Origin of the sequence: Deinococcus malanensis (assembly GCF_014647655.1) — a bacterium.
GTDB classification, from domain to species: domain Bacteria; phylum Deinococcota; class Deinococci; order Deinococcales; family Deinococcaceae; genus Deinococcus; species Deinococcus malanensis.
This window is the reverse complement of the sequence record NZ_BMPP01000020.1, coordinates 1-24,627: the sequence shown is the minus strand read 5'-3', so window position 1 is coordinate 24,627 and position 24,627 is coordinate 1. Positions and strand designations below refer to the sequence as shown.

Below are 24,627 nucleotides of genomic sequence, written 5' to 3'. Positions count from 1 at the left end.
TGGCTGCGCCTCTCATCAAAAATTCCCTGGTGAAGCACCGCACTGCGATTAGCGTGAAGGGGCGCCACTGATTTCTGCTTCTCTTCTGATGGAACGTGCGGAGCAAGTCCGCCGCGCGGGCCGTGACCCTCAGGCCTTGCTGTGAGCCCGCACTGCTGTTTTTGCCGCCCCGACGCGCGCCGATGCCTGGGTGACCCTGGGCGAGGTGTATAAGGACATCCGCCGCTGGGGCCTGTTGCGCATCGCCAACATCGCGGTCACCCGCCTGGACCCGGCCCACCGCATCGCCTGGTGGAATATGGGCATTGCCGCCACCGCTCAACGCCGCTGGGAGGCAGCCCACCGCGCGTGGACGGCGCTGGGCTGCCGTGTTCCCACTGATCCCGGGGCACCGGAGGGCGCGCTGATCTGCGTGCACCCGGACCATGGCGAGTGGGTGCAGCTGCTCAATCCCGCCCTGGCCCAGATCCTGACCGTCCCGACGCCAGACAGCGGCCACCGCTACGGGGACGTGGTTCTGCTCGACTACATCGTGCTCGGTGCCGAAATGTACGGCGGGCAGACGCTGCCGGTGCGCAACACCTTGGGGCTGGTGGGCGCCAGTCGCTTTGAGACCTGGTACGCCTGGATCACGCTGGACGCGGACGATGATGGCGACGGATGGCGGACCGCAGCCGAGGGGCCGGGCGTGGTCACGCAGAACTGGATGCCCATCCTTGGTCGGCTCACGCCACCGGCCCCTGGTCTGGTCGAACCGTGGCGGGAACAACCGGTCGAGGGTGCCTTGTTGATTGGTATTGCGGCGTTGGATATAGATTGCCTTCTGAAGGCCATCAAAGGGTGGCTGGAGGCGCGGCCCGGCCGGAACATTGAGCAGTGGGGGTTGGGTGTAGGACGCCTGGGTCAGGAGTCGGGCGTCCTCTCCTTGAGCGCGTAGCCGTGGTGCTGGGGCCGGTGCGGGCGCAGGGACAGTAAGCACGGGGAGGGGGCATGATGCAGGTATGCCCCTGTCGATTCGTGCGTACCGCCCCGAGGACCGCGCGGCCTGCTTGGCCATTTTTGACGCCAACATGCCCATGTCCTTTCTCCCCCCTGAGCGCCCGGCATTCGGAGCGTGGCTGGATAGCGAAGACGGCGCCGCCGAGTACCTGGTGGTCGAGGACGCCTCCGGGATCGTGGCGTGCGGCGGTCTGTGGTTCAGCCAGGACGTGCAGCGCCCAGCGGGGTTCGCGTGGGGCATGGTCCACCCGGACCGGCAGCGGCAGGGCATCGGGGCGCAGCTGGCCCGGGTGCGCCTGAGCCGGTTGCGGGAACTGGGTGTGCCCCTGGCGGCGCTGGATACGAGCCAGTGGACGGCGCCTTTCTACGCTCGCCTGGGGTTCCGGGAGGTGCGGCGGACGCCCGACGGGTACGGGCCGGGACTGGACCGTGTGGACATGACCCTCGACCTCACGGATGAAGCGCAGGAGGAATAATCCCCAGCTCCTCCTGGCCGTCGTGTGGTGCGTAGCAGCAGCACACGTCACACACGCTCTGAGAGCGATCGCATCGTCCCTCAATGGTGTGAGGACGGAGTGCTGAATGCCCTTCAGTGACGGACATGTGACCGTGGGTTCAGCACCGGCGACACACAAGGGCGGTTTCCCCGCAAAGCCGGGCTTACACCCACGCGCAGCACCAGTGCACTTTTTCCTCAGGCAGTCATGGTCAGCAAGCTCAGGGGCGTGTTCACCGGCTGGGGCCTGGACCCCGATCAGTCTTGAGACTGATTCCAGTCAGAGCGGCCGCCTGGGCCAGCACCTGTCGCACCAAATGAACAGGCGGCCGAGGCCGCCTTGACTCATTGGAATCAGGTCTGCCACGCCAGTTCAGTGTCCCGCGTGTGCCTGCCCCTCTTCCGGCGAGGCGGCGCGGCGCATAAACACCACCAGCAGCGTGAGTACCAGAGCCATTCCCGTGGCCATGCCGAAGGCCGCTCGTACCCCTTCAGCGCGGGCGAGCGGGAGGGCCATGCCTTCAGCCAACGCCCGCGTGGTCTGCCCGGTCATCACCGTGATCAGCAGCGCTGTCCCCGCGGCGCCCGCCACCTGCTGGAAGGTGTTCATGATGGCGCTGCCATGCGAATACAGCCGGGCAGGAAGCGGACTGGTGGCCGCAGTGAACAGCGGGGTGAAGGTCAGGGCGAGCCCCATGCTCATGACGAGATGCAGGGCCAGGAGGACCGGCACGCCAGTCCCGGCGGTGATCCGGCTGAAACTCCAGAGCGATAGCGTCAGGAGAATCGCCCCAGGAACGGCCGGCAGGGCCGGACCATGACGGTCGTACAGCCGGCCGATCGTGGGAGCGAGCACACCCATCAAGACCCCGCCGGGCAGGACCAGAAGACCAGTCTGAAGGGTGTTCAGTCCCCGAACTTCCTGGAGGTAGAGGGGCAGCAGAATGGCCCCACCGAAAAAGACGACCGCCAGCAACATGATCAGCACGACCCCCAGCGTGAACACGGGGTACCGCAGTGCGCGAAAGTCCAGCAGTGGCGCGTCCCGGCGCTGAAGGACCCGCCCTGGGCCTGGATGCGTACACCGAGGTGGTGCAGCGGACGCTCGCCTTCTGGGCAGACCGGACGAGTACCGAGGACGTTTGAACCTCACGCACGCCTGCTGCGGGCGGTAGAGGACCCGGGTCCTTCTGAACAGAGGAGAACCTTATTCCACCAGACAGATGTTCTCATTTCGGGAAGGTCACCTGATAAAAGAGGACCATGACGCCGCATGAGGACCATCACCTCCAATGACCAGCCGTTCGCTCTTCGAGCAGGGTGGTGAGACAGGTACCCTCATGCGGGACTTCGACTGGGCCAGGTCCGCACTGGGTCCCCCCGAACTATGGTCACCCCGGCTGCGCACGTACGTCGAGCTGATGCTCGCCTCCAAACAACCCATGTACCTCGGCTGGACCCGCGACCTGATCGCCCTGTATAACGACGCCTACCGCCCCATCCTCGGAGCTGACAAACATCCACACGCTCTGGGCCAACCGACTGCTGACATCTTCGAGCACGACGGGTACCCCGGGCTGAAGCCGTATTTCGATGCGCTGCTCAACCAGGGAGAAAGTTTCGCGTTTGATGACATCCTCGTCCCGCTCATCCGGCACGGGTACTTGGAGGAATGCTACTTCGACGTCAGCTATACGCCCATCCAAGGCGATGTTCAGGTCGAGGGCATGCTGGCCACTGTCAACGAAACCACTGAGCGGGTGCTCAGTACCCGGCGGACCGGCGCGCTGGCGTTTCTGGCTGCCCACCTGCTGGGCATCAATGACAAGCATCAGATCGCTGATGCCCTCATGCAGGGCGCCCGACATAACCCACATGACCTGCCCTTCATTCTTCTGTACCTGCCAGACGAGGAACAGAACCTCAAACTCCAGCATGCCGAAGGCCTCCCTGAAGCGGACCTCACGTCTTTCGACGCGCTGAGAGAAACCTGGGGTGGCGGCCACGACATGCAGGTCAGGTCCATCACTCCACAGACCACGGGAGCCTGGCCGGAACCCGTCACGCAGGTCGCCGTCCTGCCCCTGACCAAGGGGGGGACCCTCACCGCTCCCCAGGGCCATCTCGTCATTGGGCTCAATGCCCGCAAGCAGGTTGACGGCGCCTACCGGGACTTCCTGGAACTGCTCAAGAGTCAGGTGCTGGGCGCACTCCGGTCCGCTGACCTGGCCGACACGCTCGAGGAACAGAACGCAGAGCTCGAAGCACGCACTCAGATGCTCGAAGCGTTCAGTACCTTGACCCATGATCTGGGCATCCTGAGCGAACCCCTACACCTCATTCAGGAAACGCAGCGGATGGTACTCAGTCTGCTTCCCGCAGGGTTCTCACAGTATTACGAACCCCAGGATGAGCGGTGGGTGATCCGGTCGCAGGTGGGCCAGGTGAACACGCCCGAGCTCCAGGCACTGCTGGACGCCGGGCTGCCGTTCCTGGAGCCCCCAAACCTGTTGACCCCCTGGCAGACGGGTGAATCTTATTTTCAGGCCCCGTATGACCCAACAGCTGATCGTCTAACCGGTAGCGAGACGTACCCGGGGGCCACGGCCACCTTACCCATCACGGTGGGCGGGCAGCGCCGCGGGGTGCTCGGGTTTGCCCTGTTTGATCCGCAAGCCTGGTCGCGCGCGGACCGGGCCCTGCTCGAGACTGCCATGCGCCACCTGAACCTGACGTTGGAACGGGCCGAGCAGGCCCAGGACCTTCAGGCCCGCCAGGCCGAGGTCGAGAGCCGCAATCACGCCCTTGAGGCGTTCGCTCACCTTGCCCGTGACCTGGCGTTAGAAACGGACCGGGTGGCGCTCGTGCGCCGGGCCCAGGAGATCGTTCTGTCCCTGCTGCCCTCCGGGTATGCGGTGTACTACGAACTGGAGGAAGGATTGTGGCGCGCGAAAGCCCAGGTGGGTGACCTGGGAAACGAGGGCCTGCAAGCCTTGGTCGACGCCGGGTTTCCTCAGGACATTCCCACCCTCTCTATTCCCCTGACCACCGGTGAGCCTCTCTATCAGGATGTGTACGCCCGGGGCGCTGACACGCCAACGGACGTGGTGCAGCACCTTCAGGCGGTAGTCACCTTACCGTTGCTGTTCCGGAGGGTGCCCATCGGGATGTTCGTGCTGGGCCTGTTCGAGCAGCGGGCCTGGACCGCCGTTGACCGGGCGGTGCTCGAGACCACCATGCGAAGTCTGAGCCTCGCGTTGGAACGTGCCGAGTACACCCGGGAACTGACGGCGCAACGGGACGCCCTGGATACTCGGACCCTGGCCCTGGGTGACGCCAACGAAGAGCTCGAAGCGTTCGCGTACAGCGTCAGTCATGACCTCAGGACTCCAGTCCGCCATATCGCGGGCTTCAGTACGCTCCTGCGTAAGACGTTAGGAGATGGTCTGGACCCGAAAGCGGAACGGTACCTGACGGTGATCGACCAGGCCACGCTGCGCATGAATCACCTGATCGACGCCATGCTTGACCTGTCCCGCACGTCCCGGCAGCCGCTGCACGTCCGGCTGGTGGACCTCGGCGCTTTGCTGACGGATATACGTGCAGAGTTGATGCCCGACGTGCTGGAACGCGACATCGCCTGGCGGATTGGTCCTCTGCCGCTGGTGTGGGCGGACCAGGATCTGCTGCGGCAGGCCCTGCTGAACCTGCTGTCGAACGCCCTGAAATACTCCCGCACCCGGGCCCAGGCCGTCATTGAAGTGCGGGTGGTGGAACGTTCGGGGGACTGGGTCGTGGAGGTGCAGGACAATGGTGTCGGGTTTGATCCCCGCTACTCGGACAAATTGTTTGGCGTGTTTCAGCGCATGCACCGCCAGGAGGAATTCGAGGGCACGGGGGTGGGGCTGGCCAACGTGCGGCGCATCATTGCGCGGCATGGCGGGCAGGTCTGGGCGAAAGGCGCGGTCGGTGAGGGGGCCACGTTTTCATTCAGCCTGCCCAAAGTCGCGACCTGAAAGGACTCAGTCTGACCTCCTCAGCCGCACCGAAGGAGACGCCTGGGGTCTGTTCCTGCGCACCAATGCCACCCTGATCTGCCGCCTCGACCAGGACATGCAAGACCCCCACCAGGTCACCCTCGCTGAATATGAAGTGCTGCTCAAACTCGCCCGCGCCCCCGAACGTCAACTGCGGCTGATCGAACTCGCCGAGGCGTCCGTGTTGACCCTCAGTGGACTGAGCCGACTGGTAGACCGGCTCGAACAACGCCAGTTCGTCGAACGCGTTCGTAACACTGTGGACCGCCGCAGCTTCCAGATCCACCTCACGCCACAGAGGCACACCGCCTTCCAGCCCATGAACCGCACCCACCTTCAGGGAGTCCGCGGCTTGTTCCTGGAGCACTTCACGGAAGAGGAACAATACCAGCTCGGTTCGTTCTGGCACCGCCTACTCGGCCACTTGGATGACGAACTCCAGAGCCGCTGAATGAATCCGTAAGCAATGACGCCTGACGAATGAACTGGCGCTAGCGGAACGCGATGAGGGCGATGAAAGACCAGGGCGGAGGACCAACCGTCAACCCGCCTGTCGCTTCCCGTGTCGGCGTCCTGGCAGGGGATCGACCCTGGCGCCGTAGCTGTCCTGCAACAGAACGGCCAGTTCCGCCGCCGTCGCCGCGATGGATTCCAGCGCATTGAGGGTCTGAGCAGTGTACGCGGCCGCCTGGGGCTTCGAAGGGCCAGACGCGACCCCCATGGTTGTCACCATCTCTCTGAAGTAGCCGGGTCGGACAGATCCTGAACTGGACTCCTGATGGACAGGCTTGCGATCAAGACGCACTTCTGGCCTTACGGTGGAGCGGTCCTTAACAGCGGAACTGCATGATGTGCTGACCCACGGTGCCAGGGAGCGTTTCCGGTGTACGCCCGTGAGGCGCACGAACCTTCAAGGTTCGAAAAAGATGCCCAGCACCTGGAGTGCGCTTTAATCGGCGCAGACGCCTGCATGGCCCGGACATAACGTATCCGGCTCAGCGGCCTTGCTGCTGAGCCTATGTCCCTCCCTCCCTCCACCTCCCGCATCCCGCCTCGCCAGTCCGAGCGGGACGAAGCCATGCGCAAACCGCTCCTGCAACCGTACGTCCTCAGGCACCAGCTCGGATCCTGGCTGCTGCTGCTGATCGTGGCCGTCACCGTGGCCTGGGGCATGCACCGCCTGGAACAGAACACCCGCACCGGCATGCGGGCGCAATCCGAACTGGTCGCCCTGGAAGGCGTGTACTCCGCGCTGGTGGATCAACAGGCCGGCGTGCGCGGCTACGTCCTGACCGGCGAGGACCGCTACCTGGAGCCGTACCGGCGCGGTCTGACAGTGCTCCCGCAGCACCTGCTCACCCTCCGGACCCTGGCAGGCTCTGAACCTCCCGCCGCCCGGGAGGCCCACCTGAAGGTATTGCGTGACCTCGAGCGCCTTCACCGGCAGTGGCTCGCCAGGGTGGCGGCACCGGAACTGGCCCGAACCCGGCAGGGGGATTTCTCGACCGCCGTGCAGATCGTACGTATGGGTCAAGGCAAACAACTGATGGACGAAATGCGGGCCTTGGTCGACGCCCGGAGAGACACCGTCGAAGCCAGACAGGTCACCCTGAACCAGACTACCTTCACTACGCTCCAGCAGGTACGGTGGCTCTCGGTCGGCGGACTGCTGCTGGCGCTGCTGGCTTCGGTCCTGGCAACGACCCGCGCGACCCGCACCGTCGCAAAAGGGCTGCACAGCATCACGACCGGCGCGCGCCGCGTCGCCGACGGGCAGCTGGACGAGCGCGTCCCGCTGGACCACGTGCGGGAAGGCGCGCTGCTGGGTGTGGCCTTCAATGAAATGACCGACCAGCTGCAACAGCGGGAGGCGGAGTTGCACCGCAACAGCGTCCGCAACCGCCTGATTCTCGATGCGGTGGGTGACGGCGTCGTCGGCACCGACACGCACGGCCGCGGCACGTTCGCCAACCCGGCCGCCTTGTCGATGACCGGCTATGCCCTGCCCGATCTGATCGGGCAGAACATCCACGAACGCCTTCACCAGGCTGCTGAGGGCGAAGCGTCCTTGCCCGCGTCGGTGTGTCCAGCCTGCCACGCCGCGGAGGACGGCGGAGCGCAGCGCATGGCCGCCGCGACGTTCCGGCGTCAGGATGGCTCGAGTTTCCCGGTGGAATACTTCATCGCGCCTCTTCGCGGCGCCGACAACCTCCTCGAAGGTTCCGTGATCTCATTTCGTGACGTGACCGAACAGCGTGCAGCGCAACACGCCCTGCAACAGAGTGAAGCGCGGCTGCGGGCGGTGACCGCGAATCTACCGGTGGTGCTGTTCGCCCTGGACCGCTCCGGCGTCTTCACGCTGGTCGAGGGACAGCCGCTGACGGATCTGGGCATCGTTTCCGAGGAACTCGTGGGACAAAACCTGTTCACCCGCGCGCGGACTCCGGAGATCGCGGCCCACTTCGAGGCCGCCTTTCGCGGTGAGGAGCAGCAGTTCACGCTTGACCTCGCCGGCCGAACCCTGGACGTCTGGCTCACGCCCCTTCACGAAGAGAACAGCGGCGTCAGTGGCGTGGTCGGGGCGGCGGCTGACGTCACGGAACGCTTGAACATCGAGCGCGAACTGCGGGAAGCGAACCGCAACCTGCTGCGGTCCAACGCGGAACTCGAACAGTTCGCCTATGTCACCTCGCACGACCTGCAAGCCCCCCTGCGCGCCGTGGTCAGCTTCACGGAGCTGCTCACCCGGCGGCTGGACGGGCAGCTGGATGCCCGGACCACACAGTACGTGGACCATATCCTCGACGGCACCCACCGCATGAAGCGCATGATTGACGATCTGCTCACCTACGCCCGTGTGGACCGGGTGGAACGCGAGCTGGAGGACGTCCCGCTGGAAAGCGTGTTGAAGGTGGTTCAGCACACCCTCTCGGACACCCTGACGTCCACCCAGGCCGTCATCACGCACGACCCGCTGCCGGTCATCCGCGGTGACCTGACCGAACTGACCTCGCTGCTTCAGAACCTGGTTGAGAACGCCGTCAAGTACCGTGCTTCAGGCCGCACGCCCATCATCCATGTGGGTTCGATGCCTGAGGATGATGGGTGGCATTTCACGGTTTCAGACAATGGGATCGGGATTGAGCCTGCGTACTTCGAGCGAATTTTCAAGATCTTCCAACGGCTGCATCACCGCGACGCCATTGATGGAACGGGCGTTGGCCTGGCGGTGTGCCGGAAGATCGTCGAGAGGTACGAGGGCCGCATCTGGGTAGAGTCGATACCGGGCTCCGGCAGCGTCTTCCACTTCACCCTCCCAGAGGGCGTGGTCGGGCCACAGTTGATAGATGTTCATTGACCGAATGCGGGATTGCTGGGTATTTGGGGATACTCAGCTTGGGAGAGGGTCCTGGCGAGTTCGCTCTGCTGTGGGTGGGTGCTCAAGATCACGGGAGGCGCTTTCGTCGGGAGGAACTGGCAGCACCGTGAGATATGGGGACCCGCTGGAGGGCCGCCCGGTCCTGGACGCATTTATGGCGAGTCTGCACGCCCAGCGTCAGCTGTTCGGCTCCTGAAAGAGGGGGTAGCAGTGCGAACCTGGCATCGCGACCCATGCCCTACCCGTGTCCCTGACCACCAGCCATGACATGCTGCAATCATCCCCTTCTTGGCACACTCCGGGCATGAAGCGAAAAGCCTTTCACCTGCCCCTGCTCGCCGCCCTTCCGGTTCTCCTCGCGTCCTGCGTGGACCAGCCGGCCAACACCCACAGCCAGCAGCAGGAGTGCGAGCTGAGCTACCAGTGGGAGATTGAAAACGGCTACGAGAACCCCTGCTATGACGATGACGACAGCCACTACAAAGTCAAGGCCAGCTCGACCAACAAGGGCGCAGCCCTGAAACGCGTCAAGCGCAGCAAGGCGCAGTACGCATCGTCCAGTGGAGTGAGCCGTAGCGGCCTGACTTCCAGCGCGCGGGCCAGCAGCGGGAGCAGCTTCGGCAGCTGACCCACCGACAAACCAACTGTCTCACCCCGCTCCGCGACCCACGCTGGGGGGCATGAAGTTGAATGATCTGGCAGTGTCTCTAGATTGCCTGTCCCCGTGGGCCCCGGCCCAGTGACCGGCCCGCTGTCCATTCACACCGCAGGCAGCCCTTCGCAGACATCAGACCAGCGCCTGGGGGAATCACCTTGTCTGCCAGTAGCCTGAGGCGCATGAACGCAAGAGGCTTGGACCATCCGCAGAACAGACGAGGTGGAAGGGCAAGCGGGATGCCGGGTGTCACCTTGTGGGGCGAGGCGTGATCCTCGTCTCGACACTGGCCGCAGTCGCGCTCGCCCTGATCCACCTGTTCGTGGGGCGGATACGCTTTGTGCGCGCGGTGCCCCGCCAATGGTGGCTGTCCTTCGCGGGCGGTGTTGCCGTCGCCTACGTCTTCCTGTTGCTGCTTCCCAAACTCGAAGGGGGACAGCCACTGCTCGAGAAGCTCTTCGAGGGCCTCCTGACCTACCTCGAACACCACGCGTACCTGGTGGCGTTGTTTGGCCTGCTGACCTTCTTCGGGCTGGGCCGTCTCGCCATAGGTTCCCGCCTCGCTCGGGGTGGGACGGGCGAGCAGGACGTGACGAGTGAGCCCATCTTCTGGGTGACGATGACCTTACACGGGCTGTACAACGTGCTGATCGGGTATCTGTTGGTGGACGACCGCCGCGGCGTGCAGGGGGTGGTGCTGTTTGCGATCGCGATGGGGCTCCATCTGTTCGTGAATGGGTACGGGCTGTACGAACACCATAAGGGGGCGTATCAGCAGATGGGGCGCTGGGTGCTGGCCCTCTCGCTGCTGGTAGGTTGGTTCCTCGGTGTGATGGGGGACCTGCCCAAGCTCGTCACGGTGGCGTTGACGGCCTTCCTGTCGGGTGGGGTGCTGATGAACGTGTTCCGGGAAGAATTGCCTGCCACCCACGAGAGCCGCTTCCGGCCCCTTCTGCTGGGTGCGGTCCTCTACGGCGTCCTGCTGCTGCTGCTCTGAGCCTGCCAGGATAGGGCGTGCCCTGGCTTTCCCTGCTCCCCGGTGTGGCCCTTCTGGCCGTGTTGTGCCTGGACGTGTACGCGACCGTCTTCGTCCCGGCTGGGCAACCCGGACCGGTTGCCGGGCGTCTCTACCGCCGGACCTGCCGGTGATGGCACTGCCGCTTCGGGGGCGGTTCGGTACACTCACGGCGCCAGCTTGCCCGGCTCGGCCCGCTGCTGGTGCCCTTCACGGTGCTGATGTGGGCGGCGCTGCTGTGGGTGGGGTTCACGCTGGTGTTCCTGCCGTGGTCTTCTGCGGAATCCAGCGTTCCAGGATGATTCACTGCCCTGTACGTGATCGGGTACAGCATCACGACCCTGGGCACGGGGGACATCACACCGAGCGGGAGGTGGCCCCGGATCCTGATGGTGCTGGCGGCGACGAGCGGCTTTGTTCTGATCAGCGTCGCGGTGACGTACCTGCTCTCGGTGTACGCGGCCCTCGCACGCATGACGGCCCTGGCATTCGAGATTCATCGTTTCGTGGGACGTGACGAAGGGCTCGTCGCAGTGGACGTGCTGGTGACGGTGGCCGAGGCAGAGGCGGCTTCTGAACTGAGCGACTGGCTGGCGAGCACGGCGTCATCTCTCGCGGAGGTGGTGCAGGCGGACGACGAGTACCCGCTGCTGCATTACTTCCACTTTCCGGACGAGCGGGCCCTGCCCGTCGCCCTGTCGGACCTGCCGGAGGTCGTGACCCTGTGCCGCACGCTGCTGCTGCCCGGAGCGTTCCCCGCGCTGACCGGGGGACTGGTGATTGCTGGAACCGAGCGGGTGGCTCGCAGCTACTCTATGGCACTGATTCGTAAGTTCGAAGGCCGTCCTGTAGACGGGGGGCGGCTGGCAAGATCACGCCGGACGGCCTTCGAGACTGCCTGGAGTGCGCTGAGCAAGCGGGAGTGCCGCTCAGGGCTCGGGAGGAGGCGTGGGCGCTGTACGAGCGTGAGCGCCGGACGTGGGACGAAGCCAGTGCCCGGTCGCGGTCTGGGTTTGGGTATCCCGCCTTTGAGGACGCAGAGCATCCCCCGGGAGCGTAAGCCCGGTGTGAACCGGCATGAGAACGTCGGTGTCGGGGCACCCGCGCTGAGGCTCCTTGGACTTCGGCGCGGACCACCCTCGACTGGGCTTCGTGCTTGCAGACTCGAACGGACCCCGTGGACCGTCCTGCCCCCGGTCATTGCTCTGCTGCTCCTGTCTGGGGTGTTCGTCAGGCTGTCCTCCCTTCCACGCGCTGATGGCTGAGCGCGGAGCCACTTGTCAGTTCTTCCAGGGGCGGCGTGTTGATCGCTGGTGAGGCAGCCAGTCGCGCCGCTCGCCAGTGATGTTCAGGCTCAGCCACAGATTGTGGGGGTCATTCCCGGCAGATACATGCAGGGTGTACTCGCGACCACCGTCCAGCGTGTCCGTTTCGATGCCGTCCCAGTCCGAAAATTCAGCCTCGCCTGGCTTCAGCGGCATCGGCAGGGAGAGGCGGTCAAACACTTCATGCCGCCAGCTGGCTCACCTGTATTCCATCATCCAGCGGAACATCGTCAGGTACGCGGGCAGCGGCGTGTGGCCAGGAAGACGTTGTACGCCACCTGCGCGGTCGGCACCCTCAGGTGGTCCGTCAGCGCGCAGCTGGTACGGGTGCTGAAGGGCTGATGTCTCCCCGAGCCCTACACAAGTTCTGAACATCTTGCACGCAGGGTCTGAACAGCGCCCGCCCATACTCCCCTCGTGACCGGAAGCAGGACCCCGGATGCACGCCGGCACAGACAACGTTGACCTGCCAACCAGCCCTCGTACGGAGCGCCTCTGCACTTCACCCGTCCTCTCACCCGGTGCCCCGCCACCACAAAGGAAGCTGACCATGCGTAACCCCACCCCCCTGAAAGCCTTCACCGCCCTGCTCACCGCCAGCACCCTGTTCATCCAGGCATCCGCCGCTCCCGTCTTCTTCCACAACAATGCCGGTGCGAGCGGGATCGTGGACGTCTACGTGGACGGCACCCTGGTGTTCGACGACATCGCCCCCGACAACGCCATGATGTTCCCTAAAGAGCTGTCAGCGGGCCAGCACGACGTGATTGTCACGCCTTACAACCAGGCGCCCGGGGTGCAGGACGTGCTGCGCACCACCCTCGAGGTGGAGCACGCCAGGGAATACACGCTGACCCTGGGCAACCTGTCTGCGCCCTACATCGACGAGTTCAGCGGTGAACTCACATACGCACCCTGGACGGGTGAGCCCTGGCTCAGCCTGGACACTGATTTCAACTGAACCGAAGCCTGGCCGCACAGCCAACACAGCGACCTCGCCTTCAGGTGAGATCCGCGCCTACCGCACCCTGTACAGGAGAACACCATGCGCCACAAGATCATGACCCCCCTGCTCGCCCTGACCGTTCTCGCCAGCACCGCGTCCGCCGCCAGCGCCACCCAGACTCAGGGTGCCATTCAGGCGCACCAGCGACCAGGAGTGAATCAGCAGGACCACCAGAACCGCACCAGGGCTGGTGCTGACCGCTTGCCTGGCCGCGCAGCACAGGCTGACACGAACCGCCCAAATGCACGGCCAGGCCGAATGATGGATCAACACGAGCAGGGGGCCCCGGCACTCCGTCCACCAGGGCGACAAGTTCAGCCTGCAAGACCTTCAGGGCAACGAGGCACCACCGCACCTCGCGGCGGGGCACTGAACCCGCTCGGTGGGGCCCTCCGGGGTGCGACGAGCGTCACGTTCTACAACGGTGATCCGCTCAAGGGCGCGCAGGCGACGCAGACCATCCGGCTGACCGGCACCCGGGAAACCCAGGCAGCGGCCCTGACTCGCGCGGCCCAGCAGGCGAGTTTCGCAGTTGTTGAACGGCCTGCAAGGCGCATCGTGGTAGACCTGAAGGCCGTCACCACCCGGCCCGGGCAGCCCGCCCCCCGCGCCCCTCAGCGCCGCTGACCCCTGAGCGAACCTCCGGGCCTGCCGCCCTGACCGTTGACTCCTTCGGGACCGACGGCCAGGGCGGTCCCTTCTTCTGTGGCACAGTCTTGGCATGCCCGTCACGCCTGGCTCTCCCCTTTTCCACCGGCCCACCAGGAGGCCCGAATGAAGACCATCCTGATCGTGGAAGACAACGCTGGGGTCCGGGACATGGTCCGCGAGTACCTCCAGGAGCACGGGTACCACGTCCGGGTGGCGTCCAACGGCCACGAGGGCCTGCTGGAAGCACGTCATCACCGGCCGGACCTGGTGCTGCTGGACATGATGATGCCCGGCATGGACGGCCTGGAATTCCTGCGTCGTTTCCGGGCGACCGAGCAGACGCCCGTCATCTTTCTGACTGCCCGTGACGCTGAACTCGACAAGGTGCTGGGCCTGGAACTCGGCGCGGACGATTACGTAACCAAGCCGTTCTCGATGGCGGAACTCCTCGCCCGCGTCCGGGCGCACCTCCGCCGGGGCAGCGACACGTCGGCACCGACGTTCGTCCGTGCGGGAGGGCTGGAGCTGGACGCGATGTCCAGGACCTTCCAGGTGCAGGGCAGCCGGGTTGAACTGACGCGCTCGGAATTCGAATTGATGGCCGCGTTCCTCCGCGCACCTGGACGGGTCTTTTCCCGGCTGGAACTGCTCGAGCAACTCCAGGAAGAAGCCCTGGGGGCTGAACGGACCATCGACGTGCACGTGCGCAACCTGCGCGCCAAAATCGAACAGGAGCCCGGGAAGCCCAGGTTCATCGAGACCGTGTTCGGTATGGGATACCGCCTGAATCCAGACCTCACGCCATGAAACGGCCGTACTGGCGCACGCTGGCGTGGCGGCTGACCCTGGCGTTCGTACTGGTCAGCGCCGCCGCGCTGGGCACGGTGGGGTTCATCTCCTCGGCGTACACGCGGTCGGAGTTCAATGCGCTGCTGGGCGCGCAGGCACAGGAAAGCCTGACGGCGCAGGTTCAAAGCTACGTTGAGTCGAACGGGACTGTGAGTGGCTTCCGGCCGGCGGAAGGGCCCCCACGGCCAGGGAATCGGGAGAGGGGTGGTGACCGGGGTGGGTCTCCTCCACGTCCTTCAGGCGTGTCCCGCAGTTCCTGGCTGGTGCTGGACGCGCAGCGACAGGCTGTGTTTTCGACGCCGAACATTCGCCAGGGCACCCGGGTGGCCCAACCAGAAGGCACCCGGGTGATGGTCGGAGACAGGGTCGTGGCTCACCTGATTCCTTCCGGGATACGGGCCAGACCTGACCGGCGCAGTGAGGAGTTTCTGACCCGGACCGCCCGGGCAATCGGCTGGTCGATGCTCGCCGCGACGGCGCTGGCCGTCCTGATGGGCCTCCTGGTGTCCAGAACCCTGCTCCGGCCCCTGAGTGAACTGCGCCGGGGTATTCGCGCGCTCCAGCGTGGCGAGGCACCCACAGCACCTGCCACCGTTCGGAAAGATGAATTCGGTGAGGTGCTGCATGCCTTTGGGGAGATGCACCAGGACGTGGTCCGGAGCCAGCAGGCTCGTCGGCAGCTCACCGCCGACATTGCGCATGACCTCAACACGCCCCTGGCGGTCATTTCCGGAACCCTGGAGGCAATCCTGGACGGCACCTTTAAGCCGACCCCGGAACGCCTGAAACGCCTGCATCAGGAGACCCAGCATGTCTCTCAATTGGTCAATGACCTGCGGTTCCTGTCCCTGGCGGACGCCGGAGAACTTCACATGAACCGCAGGCCCACCGAGGTCGAGGCGGTTATCCGGGGTGCCGTAACGAACTTTGAGGAGGTGGCCCGGCAGCAGGGCGTGACGCTTGAAACGCAGCTGGAGGTTCCTGGGACGAAAGCTCCCCTGGATGTGGTCCGCATCACGCAGGTGCTTCAGAACCTGCTGAGTAACGCCCTGACCCACACGCCTCCGGGGGGACGGGTGATCGTCACTGCCGGGCACGGCCCTCAAGGCCTCGCCATCAGCGTCGAAGACACTGGGAGCGGCGTCTCCCCGAAGCATCTGCCACACGTATTTGACCGTCTTTACCGGGGTGATCAGGCGCGATCTACAGTCGGAAGCGGTCTGGGATTGAGCATCTGCAAGTCGATCGTGGAGGCCCACGGAGGCACCATCGGGATGACCAGCGTGGTCGGCCACGGCACCACCGTGTCCTTCAGCCTGCCCCTGCCGGCCACCCCGACCTGAGAACCAGAATCCTGGGCAGCATGCTGGGATGGTTCGGAGGGACATGCTGCACGACCAGGACCGCGGCGAGGCAGTGGCTGGACAGTGGCGCACAGAGCTTCATCAGTGCCGCTGCGTGTCTTCGGCAGAGCTTCAGTGAAGCGGAGCTCATCCGGCTGGGCCATCGCGCCGACCTCACGCGTCACATGTGCCCTCAACAGGCCGACGTCCACTGAACCTCCTGCTTGTGACGTGACAACCGCGACGGTCTCCTTGCTCTTGACCGGGTCCAGTTTGTCCAACCCGGCCGCTTCCGCGACAGCTGACCGGGTACTCAGCCGTTAATTTGCGTGCTGGGCGCGAGCGTCAACTTCACCTGAATCTCCTTCCCGCCGCGCAGCACCGTCAGGGTCACGCTGTCCCCGGGCTTATAGCGGCGCACCGCGTACTGGAACTCAGAGAAGTTATTGATGCGCTGGCCGTTGACGGCCGTCACGATGTCGCCGGAGAGCCGCTTGCCCGCCGTGTCGTACTTCAGGGGCTGCAAGCCAGCCTGGGCGGCAGGCGTGTTGGGATACACATTGGTGAAAAAAGCGCCAGGCGTGCTCCCCAGGTCCAGCTTGAAGAACTCGCTGAACCGTGTGAACAGCTCCGCCGGCAGCGCGCTGGCCTGGCTGAGCTCGTTCGCCAGGGCAATACCAATCACGGGCGCGGCGCGCTTGGCCCCGTTGCGGAAGTCCGCAACCCGGGCGTCACTTTGCGTCACGGGCACCGCGAAGGACGCGGGATTCCCGTCCCGTGCGACGCGGATGTAGCTCACCACGCCCACAACCTCGCCCTTCGCATTAACGACGGGGCCGCCGCTATCCCCTGGCACCAGTGGGGCGTTCATCTGGAGGGTGCCGGCCGGAAAGTCAGCGCGGCCTGCATCGGCGTTCAAGCCGGTCAGGCGACCCGTCTTGGAGGTCAGGAAGGTGCCGCCACCATTGCCGATCCCGAGCAGGGCGTCACCAACGGCGGGAGCAGCCGCGGCGAGCGGCAGGAAGGGCGTTCCTGCGGGCACGTTGACCTTCAGCAGGGCGATGTCTGACTGCTCTTCGTAGCCGATCACTTCAACGCTGTAGCGTTTCTTGTCCAGTGTTTGCGCGCTGAGGGTCTTCGCTCCCTGGACCACGTGGTAGGCGGTCAGAGCGTAACCATCACCGATCAGGAATCCGGTGCCCACGCCGCCTGGATTGGTGCAGTTGGTGGGTGGACAGTGTTCCAGGCGCAGGGTGGCCGGCCGCAGCTTCTGAAACAGGGCGCGCAGCTCGATCGTCTCGGCTGTACTGAGTGCCTTCGCTGGGGCAGGACGGGCACCCTGAGCGGCGGTGGACCCTGGGGTGGAAGGTGAAGCCGTCTGGGCTGAGCCTGCGCTGAGCAGCAGCGTCAGCGTGAGCATCAGGCCGCGCGGGGCGGCCAGTTGAATGGCATTCATTCGTGCAGTCTCATGCGCGCCGCGCGAGGCGTTTATGTCGTTCATTACGTTTTATTCAGCAGTGCACAAAGTCCAGTGAGACCTACGCTTCTTCGTAACCCGCCATTCAGGGAGGGTGGGCAGATACTTGCATAGGGGCGGTATATGCGGTCTTTCTTCCCTGACTACTTCGTGTAAGAATCCCATCGCATAATCGCGTACGCTCTGTCGTTCTCGATCTGAAAGCACAAAGCAGTCCATGGAATTCGCAAAGTGTAGTGGCTGGCAGGGTGAATGGCCGTTCTGCCCTGCGAAAGTCTGGGAAGCGCTCCTTGACGCCCTTTGTTCGGCTCTCCCCAGACGTCCCCTGACTTGTCATCGCGGCACCCTGAGGACGTACCCAACCCCGCGCATCGTGCGCATTGCGCCGAGAGCACCGAGGTCGCGCGGTGAAAAACCCCTCCTCTCTGATTACTGGGTTGGAATTGCGATGCTCGAGACAGTGAATGGCAGCTCAGGGCTCGCCCCGGGCGTGGACCGCGCGTTGAACTGCGAGTTCACGACCAGCAGCCGACCGTTCGCTTTGGCGAGGGTGGTCGGGAACCGGAAGCTCGGGTGAGAGAACGGAGTGCCTATGGATCCCACGGTGTAATCCGGGTTGAGGCGGACCGGAGTGATGACTTTGTCTGCATTGCGCACCACGTACAATGTTTGCCCGTCCAGGTACAGGCCATCCCCGTTCACGAGTGGACCGTTGACGCGAATCTCGACGACCGATTTGTCGGTCACACCGATGCGGAAGAGCTTGCCGTTGTACGACTGCACGGTCAGCAGGTACCGCCCGTCAGACGTAGCGGTGATCCCGTTGAGATTGAACTGTCCCGGGGCCGTGCCGTAAGGAATGGTGGTGCTCACGTCCAGCCACGCTTCCGCTTCACTGCTGGCAGTCGCCGTGCGGGGAATGCGGAAGATCGTGGGACGAACCGAGTCGGTGAAGTACGCGAAGTCCCCAGCGATGGCCACATCGTTGATGAAGGTTCCCCCCTGAGGGGTGGCGGGCGTCGTGTACGCGCGTTGCAAGGCTTTGGTGTTCAGGTCGTACACGAACATCCTGCCGGTCCGTCCACCCGCGATGAACAACTTCCCGGTGTTGTCCGTGTTCAAGCCGATGGCTGTCGGGCGTTCCGTCGGGTTGGGCGGCAGGAACACTTCTGCGGTTGGGTTGTCGAGGTTGCCTCGGAAGATGGTGCCGTCGCTGGTGCTGCTCACGAAGAAGGATTTGATGGCGTCGTTGTAAGTGATGCCTTCGGGATAAACGGTCTGGCCAGGCAGGGTGTAACTGGTGATGGGCCCAGCCGGTGGCGGGCTACCCGCGCAAGCGAACAGGGCGGTGGCCGTCAAGCTCAGCAGGGCAAGTCGCATGGGTTTCATTCCTTGTTGTACGCAGCCCGCGACGATCGTGGGAATCAATTGGGTAAAGGGAGACCCATCAGATGCACATGCGCGGCGTGAGGGCGTCACCTCGTCTCAACTGGCGCCCTTTGCCCCGGGGTCACCACTTTTCATGGGAGGGGTGGTGCTTCTCCACCCCTACTGCGACCTCAGCGGGGCCTGAGGGACGAGGCAACGTGGAAACCGAGCGGGGCAAGCGCGGTGAAGTCCGTATTCGCGGGTTCGCACAGCACCGCTCAGGACCCCCGGATCGTGCTGGACGGCACCCGCTTGCGGGCCGCGGGCCTCACGGACCATGCCCCGGGCACGGACCCATTCGAGGAGTGGACTCAATCTCGGTTCGTTTCCCCTCATCTTGCAACACGGCATGATCCAACGGGAGTGGTGCTGAAGGTCTACCCTGCCTTGTTCTTCCAGGCGGGTGCGTCCCACACGCAGTCCTCTAAAGTGACAAATGGACGTGCCATCCAGCCCAGCATCCAGTGTGTTCACGCTTCCAACCCCTCTTCCAGTGACGCGCGTAAGGCCTGGGCGTAAGGTGGCTCTCCCCCCTGATCCCATTCCAGTTTGTCGGCCAGAAACACCACCTGATCTAAAGCGGTGGCCTGTCCATGCAACGTCGTGTGGTAGCGGATCGCCTGTAGGACTTCCGGGGCGTGGACGCCCTGCCATTCCCGCGCAAGGACCACGCTCAGCTTCGCGTGGAGCAACAATGGAACACGCTCCTCCTCCGGTTCAATCGGCAACTCCAGCGCCTTACAGAGCGCCAGCATTTCGTCACGCCGAAAGATGCCCCCGATGTCATGAAGTAGCGCCGCTGTTCTGGCCGCTTGCACATCCACACTGAACCGAAGGGCGAGCTCCTCGGCCCGCTGGGTCACGCGGGGCACATGCTCCCGGATGACCTCACGCCCATAGGCGGCCAGAACCCAGTCCACATCGGTCGCAAGATTTTCTGTCGTTGGGAAGCGAGACCGCATCTCATGGATGACCAGGGGAACGGCCTGGAAGGCGCATCGTGGTAGACCTGAAGGCCGCCCCCACCCGGCCCGGGCAGCCCGCCCCCGCGCCGGACGGTTCAGGCTGGGATGACTGGAGCACCACGCGGTGAAATGCGAACCAGGGGGTCGTAGGGGCAGGAAGCGTGTGCCGCTCCTCCCCCTCGCCTGATCCGCTTGTATCCGTCCTCGAGGCAGGATTCGTAACGTCACCAGGCCCGGGAGCACGTAGGGCCTGGAGTAGCCGCGCATTTCCCTGGTCTCCGCGCAGGAGGAAGGTCATGAAGGAGCACCGGGCGCCGGAACCTGGCACAAGCCCGGGATGGAGCAGGCTCGTCATCATCGGCGGGCAGGAAGCAGAAGAAGGCCCCCGCGACGTTCTACGTGTGGTGGTCCGGCGGGCCTGAGAGATGCGAGCAGTGTGGCGTTCTACGCGACTGACCCGCTCGCGGGCGGAAAGGCGCAGTCGACGATCAAACTGAGTGACCCTCGCACGACCGCTCAGCAGCAGGCCATCACCCAGGCTGCGGCCAACGCGAAGTACGCCTTGGTGACCCGTGATGGTGAAACGAGAATCATCAACTTGAGCGTGCGGTCAGCCCACGTCCACTGAGCTGCCGAGGTCCCAGAGCTGGATCTCGTGGGTTTACCAGACAGGCATCCGCCGGCTCCGACCAGGGCGTTCAACCAAACCAGGCCTCAGGGCCGGAGAAAATCAGACTTCCTAACAGGTTCTTAACACGGTGCTGTCACCATGGCGCATGGTGCGCCGACCCCTGCTGCTCTGCTTCATGACGCTCGCTGTGATCCCTGGAAGTGCGCTCGCCGCACCAGCCAGTGTGACCTTGAAGAATATCCGCCACGAGCACCAAGGCCCAGACAACTGCGCGCCTGTCACAGCGATGACGCTTCTGGGGTACTACGGCACCCGCGTCACGCAGGCCCAGGCGGCAGAAGCCATGAAGGATTCCCGGGGCGACCCGCAGGTCACCAGTCTGGAACTCGCGGCCTACCTCGGCCGGTTCGGGCTCCGCAGCGTCATCCGCTACGCCGGAGACGCCGGTGTCCTGCGTGAACTCGTGTCCCGCGGCTTTCCTGTGGTGCTTCAGCAGCGTCTGAAGGTGGGGAGCAACGTGGCACACTTCCGCACCGTATACGGCTACAGCGCGGGACGGTTCCTGATCAGCGATCCCCTCCTGGGACCATCACTCAGCTTGTCCACCGCTGAACTCGAGAGGCTCTGGCAGTACTACAACGGCGAGTACATGGTGGCCTACCCACCGGCCAGGGAAGCGCAGGTGCAGGCCGCTCTGGGCAACGATTTCGACCTGCTCTCCAACTGGCAGCACGCCCGGCAGCATGGGATGGAGGACGTGAAAGTACGGCCGAACGATCCGTACGCCTGGTGGGGCCTGGCCAAAGCGAACCTGAGACTGGGCAATATCCAGGTGGCTACTACGCAGTTTGACCGCGCGGTTTCGCTTGGTGTGCCCACCATCTACTACCTGTACCGGCAGGAGGCCTTCGAGGCGTGGACGAAAGCGGGGCAGCATCAGAAGACACTTGAATGGACCACCCGTGCCCTGAAGGCTTATCCGGAGAGCAAAGAACTTGTCCGGTTCCGCAACCTGGCGAAGAGCGCCCTTGAGGGATAACACACCCGCTGAAGCGTTCAGACTCACCCGTCGCCGGTTTACCCTCCGGGTTTCCGGAGTGTCATCACCCTCGGCGGGGTACGCCGCTTCTCCTGCGACTGAAGGGAAAGCGTGACAAGGAGCGCAGAGAGTGGAGCGGACGCGCACCCGTCTGGAGGGGAAGTAAGCGAGTGGAACACGACGTAGCTCCACTCGAGGCTCATGATCTTCCCTGGGCGGGCGGGGGTAGCGCTCTGCCAGGAGGGCGCGCCCCCCGTCAGGAAGGGAGAACTCACTCATGGGAACCTCCACACAGCAGGCGACGGACGACAGAGACGGGTGGCTTCACCCACGGCGGGGCCTGCAACCCCACCGTGCCTCCACCGGGAGCCTGGCCTTGATCATCGCGCCCTGAGGCTCGCCGGCTCGAAGGTGGAGGCAGCGAGAGTGCGCGGATCTGGGCTTGCCCGGCTCGTTTCGGTAACGTCTGGACTGTGGCATGAACCCTCCTGTGGATCACCTGCACGCTGGACTGCGCCAGGACGTCACCGAGGACATGTCTGCACCCTGGCGTCCCGTGGGCGGGGTCAGACGCCGAAGTGCATCAAGCCGACCATGATCACGCCGCCGGCCACGAGGGTGATCAGCGCGCCCGCCCGGATCTTTTTCAGGAACACCAGCAACGCCAGGCCGGTGAGGGACACGACCGTCAGAAATACACCCGACAGGTCAATCAGCCACGACCACAGGGGGCCCGCGTCCCGTCCCCGGTGAAAGTCGTTGAGGACAGCCCGCTGGATCCCTTCTATCCTGACAGGACAGGCACAGCCGCCTGGAGTCAGGAGATCCCGATAAATTTTGGACCCATGGACATTGGCCTGATCGCTCTTGTTGCCACCCTGGTGTTTGGCCCTCGGAAAATTCCGGAACTCGGGAGGAGCCTCGGGCAGGGCATCCGCGAGTTCCGCAGAGGCACCCTTGACCTGAAACGCGACCTTGCCCTGACCGTGACTGACGACCAGCGAGTCCGCAACGGCCCGGTCTGAGTCTGTCTCTGCTGTGTACGCATTCTGAACACCCGCCGGAGCGGAACGACCCAGGGGCATCGGTGACCTCATGCTTTGTCGGCCTCAGCGTTGAGGGGAGGGCCCATGAGGTTCCCCTGAAGCTTACGCTGGGCGCATGAGATGCCACGAGAGGAGCTACCGTCTTGACTTTATGCGTGATAACGAATATCGTGATGTCAAAGGAGGGAGAGAAGGAATGAAGATGATCAGCGATTCCACACGGTCCTCCGCGTCCGCCTCCACCCTCGAGCACCAGACGTACCTCGCGTTGCAGGGGCTGGCACTGGGCCTCAAGGACGAAACCGAGCAGCTGCTCAAGAACGAAGGGCTGACCCTCACGCAGCTCAACGTCCTGCGCATCCTGCGGGGATCCGGCGAAGACGCCCTGACCTGTGGTGACATCGCGGGGCGGCTCCTCAACAAGGACCCCGACGTGACCCGCCTGCTTGACCGGATGGAGAAGCAGGGCCTGATCGAACGGGCCCGCAGCGCGCACGACCGCCGGGTGCTGCTGACCCGTCTGTCTCCTCAGGGCCGCGAGACCGTGGCCCGCCTGGACGCTCCCTTGATGGACCTGCACCGCCGACAGTTCCAGCACCTGCCGCCTGAGCGGCTCCGGTTGCTGCTTGACCTGCTGGGCGAGGCGACCAGGACGGAGGTGACCTGAGCTTCCTCGTCCTTCCTTCGCTCAAAAATTCGTCCCAACGACCATCGTCCTCACGAACAGGAGACCCCATGACCATTGCCCCCACCACCGCCCGCACCCCCCTTCAGCGCGTTGACCTTGCCCTCACCATCCTCCGCGTCGTCATCGGCGTCATCTTCATCGCCCACGGCTACCAGAAAATCTTCATGTACACCCTGCCCGGCACCACCGGCGCCTTCACCCAGATGGGCATCCCCCTCCCCGGCCTCGCCGCGCCCGCCATCGCGTTCATCGAACTTCTCGGCGGCGCCGCCCTGATTGCCGGACTCGGCACCCGCATCGCTGCCGCCCTGCTCGCCCTCAACATGCTCGGCGCCATCGTCCTGGTCCACCTCAAAGCCGGCTTCTTCAACCCGAACGGCGTGGAATTCCCCCTCGCCCTGCTCGCGGCCACCGTTGCCCTCGCCCTCACCGGCGCCGGCGCCTACGCCCTGGACGCCCGCCTCAATAAGCGCGCCTGAACGTCCAGGAGATCCCTCACCCTCTCCCTTCTCGCCGCAGCTGCCATCGACGCCGGCCCCCCGGAGCGCGCCCGCCAGCTCGAAGGCCCCGGGTACCTCGGCATCCAGCTTCAGTTCACACCCATACGCAGGGCGATCGCCGCGTAGGCCACTGCGGCGCTGGCTTCCGTCAGAAAGTGCAGCGCCACGCCGTCCCGCACCAGGAACCGTTTCTGACCCTCATCGTTGTGATTAAACACAATGAGCAGAGGACGGCAGTGTGAATGGGCTGAGCCCTCGTCGCTGTGGCCGGTGCGGCGAAGGGGAGTAAGCACAGGGAGGCGCAAAATACAGGGTACCGACCTGAAGAATGACGGCACTGCGCCCCCAGACCGCTGAATTACCTAGAACCCATATTAGATGTAATACAAAAGCAACACGTTCGACCCAGCTCTTCATCCTGTCTGCCGGTGGCGGAGCACCCCTGCTGAGAGGCTTACTGAGAAAGCGGCAGTGTAAAGCCGAACGTCGCTCCTTCCCCAGGGTGGCTCTGCGCGAATTCAGGGGGCAAAGACGTCAATCAGGAGGCCATTCCGTACCGGGCGCAGCGTAGCGGCGGGGCTCTTACAAGGACCGTTCACGGTGCTGCAAGAAGCGCATGAAGGCCGAGATCACCGAAGCAAAGCGTCAATGTGGCCGAAGTGCATTTCGGAGGCCGGTAGCGGCCGCGCGAACAGGTACCCCTGTCCCACGTCACACGCCAACTCCCTCAGGACCGCCAACTCCACACCTGTTTCAATGCCTTCCGCGATGGTCTTCAGCCCCAGGCTTTGCGCGAGGGAGATGATGGCCTTCGCCACTGGAAAAGTCGGAGACGAGCAGTGCAGATCCCTCACGAACGCCCGGTCGATCTTGAGGACGTTCAGCGGTAAGCGTGGCAGATAACTGAGGGACGAATACCCGGTACCGAAATCATCCACCGCGATGGACACGCCCAGATCACGCAATCTCGTCATCCGCGACACGGATTCCTCAGCGTCATTCATCACGACCCGCTCGGTCAGTTCCAGCTCCAGGCACGACGCCGGCAGCCCGGTCTCACGTAAGGTCTCAGCCACCATGTCCACGAAGTCCGGGCGC

At 64.4% G+C, this 24,627-nt stretch carries 28 protein-coding genes and 1 pseudogene; 19 read left to right on the top strand and 10 right to left on the bottom strand.

Features of this window, described 5'->3' with window-relative positions:
- Nucleotides 1-190: 190 nt before the first annotated feature.
- Both IEY49_RS18120 and IEY49_RS18115 read left to right on the top strand, forming a co-directional pair.
- On the top strand, nt 191-937 hold the full coding sequence (locus IEY49_RS18120) for a hypothetical protein (RefSeq protein WP_189011344.1): 747 nt from the start codon (nt 191-193) through the stop codon (nt 935-937).
- A 64-nt stretch (nt 938-1,001) separates the two neighbouring features.
- Nucleotides 1,002-1,475, top strand: a complete 474-nt coding sequence (locus IEY49_RS18115; protein WP_189011343.1) for a GNAT family N-acetyltransferase — start codon at nt 1,002-1,004, stop codon at nt 1,473-1,475.
- 393 nt (nt 1,476-1,868) lie between these two features.
- Here IEY49_RS18115 and IEY49_RS18110 read toward each other — a convergent pair whose 3' ends face one another.
- Nucleotides 1,869-2,528, bottom strand: a complete 660-nt coding sequence (locus IEY49_RS18110; RefSeq protein WP_229780903.1) for an MFS transporter — start codon at nt 2,526-2,528, stop codon at nt 1,869-1,871.
- On the opposite strand from IEY49_RS18110, the gene IEY49_RS21760 reads away from it, so the two are divergent.
- The 3 genes from IEY49_RS21760 to IEY49_RS18100 all read left to right on the top strand — a co-directional run bounded on the left by IEY49_RS21760 (nt 2,513) and on the right by IEY49_RS18100 (nt 5,983).
- Nucleotides 2,513-2,641, top strand: a complete 129-nt coding sequence (locus tag IEY49_RS21760; RefSeq protein ID WP_268239103.1) for a hypothetical protein — start codon at nt 2,513-2,515, stop codon at nt 2,639-2,641. The genes IEY49_RS18110 and IEY49_RS21760 overlap by 16 nt on opposite strands.
- 146 nt (nt 2,642-2,787) lie before the next feature.
- The gene (locus IEY49_RS18105) at nt 2,788-5,511 is read left to right on the top strand and encodes an ATP-binding protein (protein ID WP_229780898.1); all 2,724 of its coding nucleotides are present in this window, start codon (nt 2,788-2,790) and stop codon (nt 5,509-5,511) included.
- Between the two features lie 97 nt (nt 5,512-5,608).
- Entirely contained in the window at nt 5,609-5,983 is a 375-nt protein-coding gene (locus IEY49_RS18100) for a MarR family winged helix-turn-helix transcriptional regulator (RefSeq protein ID WP_189011342.1), read from the top strand.
- A gap of 90 nt (nt 5,984-6,073) precedes the next feature.
- Here the strand turns inward: IEY49_RS18100 and IEY49_RS18095 are convergent, their stop codons facing one another.
- Nucleotides 6,074-6,253: a hypothetical protein gene (locus tag IEY49_RS18095; protein ID WP_189011341.1), complete on the bottom strand. Its 180-nt coding sequence runs from the start codon at nt 6,251-6,253 to the stop codon at nt 6,074-6,076.
- A 357-nt stretch (nt 6,254-6,610) separates the two neighbouring features.
- Between IEY49_RS18095 and IEY49_RS18090 the strand changes: the two genes are divergently transcribed.
- The 5 genes from IEY49_RS18090 to IEY49_RS18075 all read left to right on the top strand — a co-directional run bounded on the left by IEY49_RS18090 (nt 6,611) and on the right by IEY49_RS18075 (nt 11,846).
- Nucleotides 6,611-8,890: a CHASE3 domain-containing protein gene (locus tag IEY49_RS18090; RefSeq protein WP_189011340.1), complete on the top strand. Its 2,280-nt coding sequence runs from the start codon at nt 6,611-6,613 to the stop codon at nt 8,888-8,890.
- Nucleotides 8,891-9,215: 325 nt separating this feature from the next.
- Nucleotides 9,216-9,539: a hypothetical protein gene (locus tag IEY49_RS18085; RefSeq protein WP_189011338.1), complete on the top strand. Its 324-nt coding sequence runs from the start codon at nt 9,216-9,218 to the stop codon at nt 9,537-9,539.
- Nucleotides 9,540-9,834: 295 nt separating this feature from the next.
- Nucleotides 9,835-10,563: a hypothetical protein gene (locus IEY49_RS18080; RefSeq protein WP_229780897.1), complete on the top strand. Its 729-nt coding sequence runs from the start codon at nt 9,835-9,837 to the stop codon at nt 10,561-10,563.
- A gap of 17 nt (nt 10,564-10,580) precedes the next feature.
- Complete coding sequence (locus IEY49_RS21755; RefSeq protein WP_268239099.1) at nt 10,581-10,715, top strand: hypothetical protein; 135 nt, start codon at nt 10,581-10,583, stop codon at nt 10,713-10,715.
- Between the two features lie 177 nt (nt 10,716-10,892).
- Nucleotides 10,893-11,846 carry a potassium channel family protein gene (locus tag IEY49_RS18075; protein WP_308424678.1) on the top strand — a complete coding sequence of 318 codons (954 nt, stop codon included), beginning with the start codon at nt 10,893-10,895 and terminating at the stop codon, nt 11,844-11,846.
- A gap of 15 nt (nt 11,847-11,861) precedes the next feature.
- Here the strand turns inward: IEY49_RS18075 and IEY49_RS18070 are convergent, their stop codons facing one another.
- Nucleotides 11,862-12,086: a hypothetical protein gene (locus IEY49_RS18070; RefSeq protein WP_189011333.1), complete on the bottom strand. Its 225-nt coding sequence runs from the start codon at nt 12,084-12,086 to the stop codon at nt 11,862-11,864.
- 370 nt (nt 12,087-12,456) lie between these two features.
- Between IEY49_RS18070 and IEY49_RS18065 the strand changes: the two genes are divergently transcribed.
- The 4 genes from IEY49_RS18065 (at nt 12,457) to IEY49_RS18050 (ending at nt 15,755) form a co-directional block, all read left to right on the top strand.
- Complete coding sequence (locus IEY49_RS18065; protein WP_189011331.1) at nt 12,457-12,867, top strand: DUF4397 domain-containing protein; 411 nt, start codon at nt 12,457-12,459, stop codon at nt 12,865-12,867.
- A gap of 84 nt (nt 12,868-12,951) precedes the next feature.
- Entirely contained in the window at nt 12,952-13,539 is a 588-nt protein-coding gene (locus IEY49_RS18060) for a hypothetical protein (protein ID WP_189011329.1), read from the top strand.
- 147 nt (nt 13,540-13,686) lie between these two features.
- Nucleotides 13,687-14,370 carry a response regulator transcription factor gene (locus IEY49_RS18055; protein ID WP_189011327.1) on the top strand — a complete coding sequence of 228 codons (684 nt, stop codon included), beginning with the start codon at nt 13,687-13,689 and terminating at the stop codon, nt 14,368-14,370.
- Nucleotides 14,367-15,755, top strand: coding sequence for a sensor histidine kinase (locus IEY49_RS18050; RefSeq protein ID WP_189011325.1), 1,389 nt, complete (start codon nt 14,367-14,369; stop codon nt 15,753-15,755). Before IEY49_RS18055 ends, IEY49_RS18050 begins: the two co-directional genes overlap by 4 nt.
- A gap of 167 nt (nt 15,756-15,922) precedes the next feature.
- On the opposite strand, the pseudogene IEY49_RS21955 reads toward IEY49_RS18050, so the two are convergent.
- The 4 genes and pseudogenes from IEY49_RS21955 to yqeK all read right to left on the bottom strand — a co-directional run.
- Nucleotides 15,923-16,036: pseudogene (locus IEY49_RS21955) on the bottom strand (hypothetical protein); the annotation flags it as partial.
- A gap of 32 nt (nt 16,037-16,068) precedes the next feature.
- Complete coding sequence (locus tag IEY49_RS18045; RefSeq protein WP_189011323.1) at nt 16,069-17,211, bottom strand: S1C family serine protease; 1,143 nt, start codon at nt 17,209-17,211, stop codon at nt 16,069-16,071.
- Between the two features lie 450 nt (nt 17,212-17,661).
- Nucleotides 17,662-18,612: an SMP-30/gluconolactonase/LRE family protein gene (locus IEY49_RS18040; RefSeq protein WP_189011321.1), complete on the bottom strand. Its 951-nt coding sequence runs from the start codon at nt 18,610-18,612 to the stop codon at nt 17,662-17,664.
- 518 nt (nt 18,613-19,130) lie between these two features.
- The gene (yqeK, locus tag IEY49_RS18035) at nt 19,131-19,622 is read right to left on the bottom strand and encodes a bis(5'-nucleosyl)-tetraphosphatase (symmetrical) YqeK (protein WP_189011319.1); all 492 of its coding nucleotides are present in this window, start codon (nt 19,620-19,622) and stop codon (nt 19,131-19,133) included.
- Nucleotides 19,623-19,921: 299 nt separating this feature from the next.
- Here yqeK and IEY49_RS21750 point away from each other — a divergent pair, with 299 nt between their 5' ends.
- A complete protein-coding gene (locus IEY49_RS21750) occupies nt 19,922-20,047 on the top strand; it encodes a hypothetical protein (RefSeq protein WP_268239098.1) in 126 nt (41 codons plus the stop codon).
- 354 nt (nt 20,048-20,401) lie between these two features.
- The gene (locus tag IEY49_RS18030; RefSeq protein ID WP_189011317.1) at nt 20,402-21,295 is read left to right on the top strand and encodes a C39 family peptidase; all 894 of its coding nucleotides are present in this window, start codon (nt 20,402-20,404) and stop codon (nt 21,293-21,295) included.
- A gap of 566 nt (nt 21,296-21,861) precedes the next feature.
- On the opposite strand, the gene IEY49_RS21565 is transcribed toward IEY49_RS18030, so the two are convergent.
- Entirely contained in the window at nt 21,862-22,074 is a 213-nt protein-coding gene (locus IEY49_RS21565; protein WP_268239102.1) for a PepSY-associated TM helix domain-containing protein, read from the bottom strand.
- A gap of 66 nt (nt 22,075-22,140) precedes the next feature.
- On the opposite strand from IEY49_RS21565, the gene IEY49_RS21560 reads away from it, so the two are divergent.
- From IEY49_RS21560 to IEY49_RS18015, 3 genes are all read left to right on the top strand, one after another.
- Nucleotides 22,141-22,320, top strand: coding sequence for a Sec-independent protein translocase subunit TatA/TatB (locus tag IEY49_RS21560; protein ID WP_229780901.1), 180 nt, complete (start codon nt 22,141-22,143; stop codon nt 22,318-22,320).
- Nucleotides 22,321-22,543: 223 nt separating this feature from the next.
- Entirely contained in the window at nt 22,544-23,008 is a 465-nt protein-coding gene (locus tag IEY49_RS18020) for a MarR family winged helix-turn-helix transcriptional regulator (protein WP_229780896.1), read from the top strand.
- Nucleotides 23,009-23,076: 68 nt separating this feature from the next.
- Nucleotides 23,077-23,508 (top strand): DoxX family protein, encoded by a 432-nt coding sequence (locus tag IEY49_RS18015; RefSeq protein WP_189011313.1) that lies wholly within the window; start codon nt 23,077-23,079, stop codon nt 23,506-23,508.
- A 110-nt stretch (nt 23,509-23,618) separates the two neighbouring features.
- Here IEY49_RS18015 and IEY49_RS21745 read toward each other — a convergent pair whose 3' ends face one another.
- On the bottom strand, nt 23,619-23,747 hold the full coding sequence (locus IEY49_RS21745; protein ID WP_268239097.1) for a hypothetical protein: 129 nt from the start codon (nt 23,745-23,747) through the stop codon (nt 23,619-23,621).
- A gap of 411 nt (nt 23,748-24,158) precedes the next feature.
- Nucleotides 24,159-24,627 (bottom strand): EAL domain-containing protein (locus IEY49_RS18010; protein ID WP_189011311.1); only part of this gene is annotated, 469 nt, incomplete at its 5' end.

What these genes read in the sequence shown, in the direction of transcription:
- IEY49_RS18085 (WP_189011338.1), top strand. Translation starts at nt 9,216, where the DNA reads ATGAAGCGAAAAGCCTTTCACCTGCCCCTGCTCGCCGCCCTTCCGGTT.
- IEY49_RS18090 (WP_189011340.1), top strand. Translation starts at nt 6,611, where the DNA reads ATGCGCAAACCGCTCCTGCAACCGTACGTCCTCAGGCACCAGCTCGGA.
- IEY49_RS18095 (WP_189011341.1), bottom strand. Translation starts at nt 6,253, where the DNA reads ATGGGGGTCGCGTCTGGCCCTTCGAAGCCCCAGGCGGCCGCGTACACT.
- IEY49_RS18030 (WP_189011317.1), top strand. Translation starts at nt 20,402, where the DNA reads ATGGTGCGCCGACCCCTGCTGCTCTGCTTCATGACGCTCGCTGTGATC.
- IEY49_RS18055 (WP_189011327.1), top strand. Translation starts at nt 13,687, where the DNA reads ATGAAGACCATCCTGATCGTGGAAGACAACGCTGGGGTCCGGGACATG.
- IEY49_RS18015 (WP_189011313.1), top strand. Translation starts at nt 23,077, where the DNA reads ATGACCATTGCCCCCACCACCGCCCGCACCCCCCTTCAGCGCGTTGAC.
- IEY49_RS18065 (WP_189011331.1), top strand. Translation starts at nt 12,457, where the DNA reads ATGCGTAACCCCACCCCCCTGAAAGCCTTCACCGCCCTGCTCACCGCC.
- yqeK (WP_189011319.1), bottom strand. Translation starts at nt 19,622, where the DNA reads ATGCGGTCTCGCTTCCCAACGACAGAAAATCTTGCGACCGATGTGGAC.
- IEY49_RS18100 (WP_189011342.1), top strand. Translation starts at nt 5,609, where the DNA reads ATGCAAGACCCCCACCAGGTCACCCTCGCTGAATATGAAGTGCTGCTC.
- IEY49_RS18020 (WP_229780896.1), top strand. Translation starts at nt 22,544, where the DNA reads ATGATCAGCGATTCCACACGGTCCTCCGCGTCCGCCTCCACCCTCGAG.
- IEY49_RS18040 (WP_189011321.1), bottom strand. Translation starts at nt 18,612, where the DNA reads ATGCGACTTGCCCTGCTGAGCTTGACGGCCACCGCCCTGTTCGCTTGC.
- IEY49_RS18045 (WP_189011323.1), bottom strand. Translation starts at nt 17,211, where the DNA reads ATGAATGCCATTCAACTGGCCGCCCCGCGCGGCCTGATGCTCACGCTG.
- IEY49_RS21560 (WP_229780901.1), top strand. Translation starts at nt 22,141, where the DNA reads ATGGACATTGGCCTGATCGCTCTTGTTGCCACCCTGGTGTTTGGCCCT.
- IEY49_RS18105 (WP_229780898.1), top strand. Translation starts at nt 2,788, where the DNA reads ATGACCAGCCGTTCGCTCTTCGAGCAGGGTGGTGAGACAGGTACCCTC.
- IEY49_RS18115 (WP_189011343.1), top strand. Translation starts at nt 1,002, where the DNA reads ATGCCCCTGTCGATTCGTGCGTACCGCCCCGAGGACCGCGCGGCCTGC.
- IEY49_RS18060 (WP_189011329.1), top strand. Translation starts at nt 12,952, where the DNA reads ATGCGCCACAAGATCATGACCCCCCTGCTCGCCCTGACCGTTCTCGCC.
- IEY49_RS21750 (WP_268239098.1), top strand. Translation starts at nt 19,922, where the DNA reads ATGAAGGAGCACCGGGCGCCGGAACCTGGCACAAGCCCGGGATGGAGC.
- IEY49_RS18050 (WP_189011325.1), top strand. Translation starts at nt 14,367, where the DNA reads ATGAAACGGCCGTACTGGCGCACGCTGGCGTGGCGGCTGACCCTGGCG.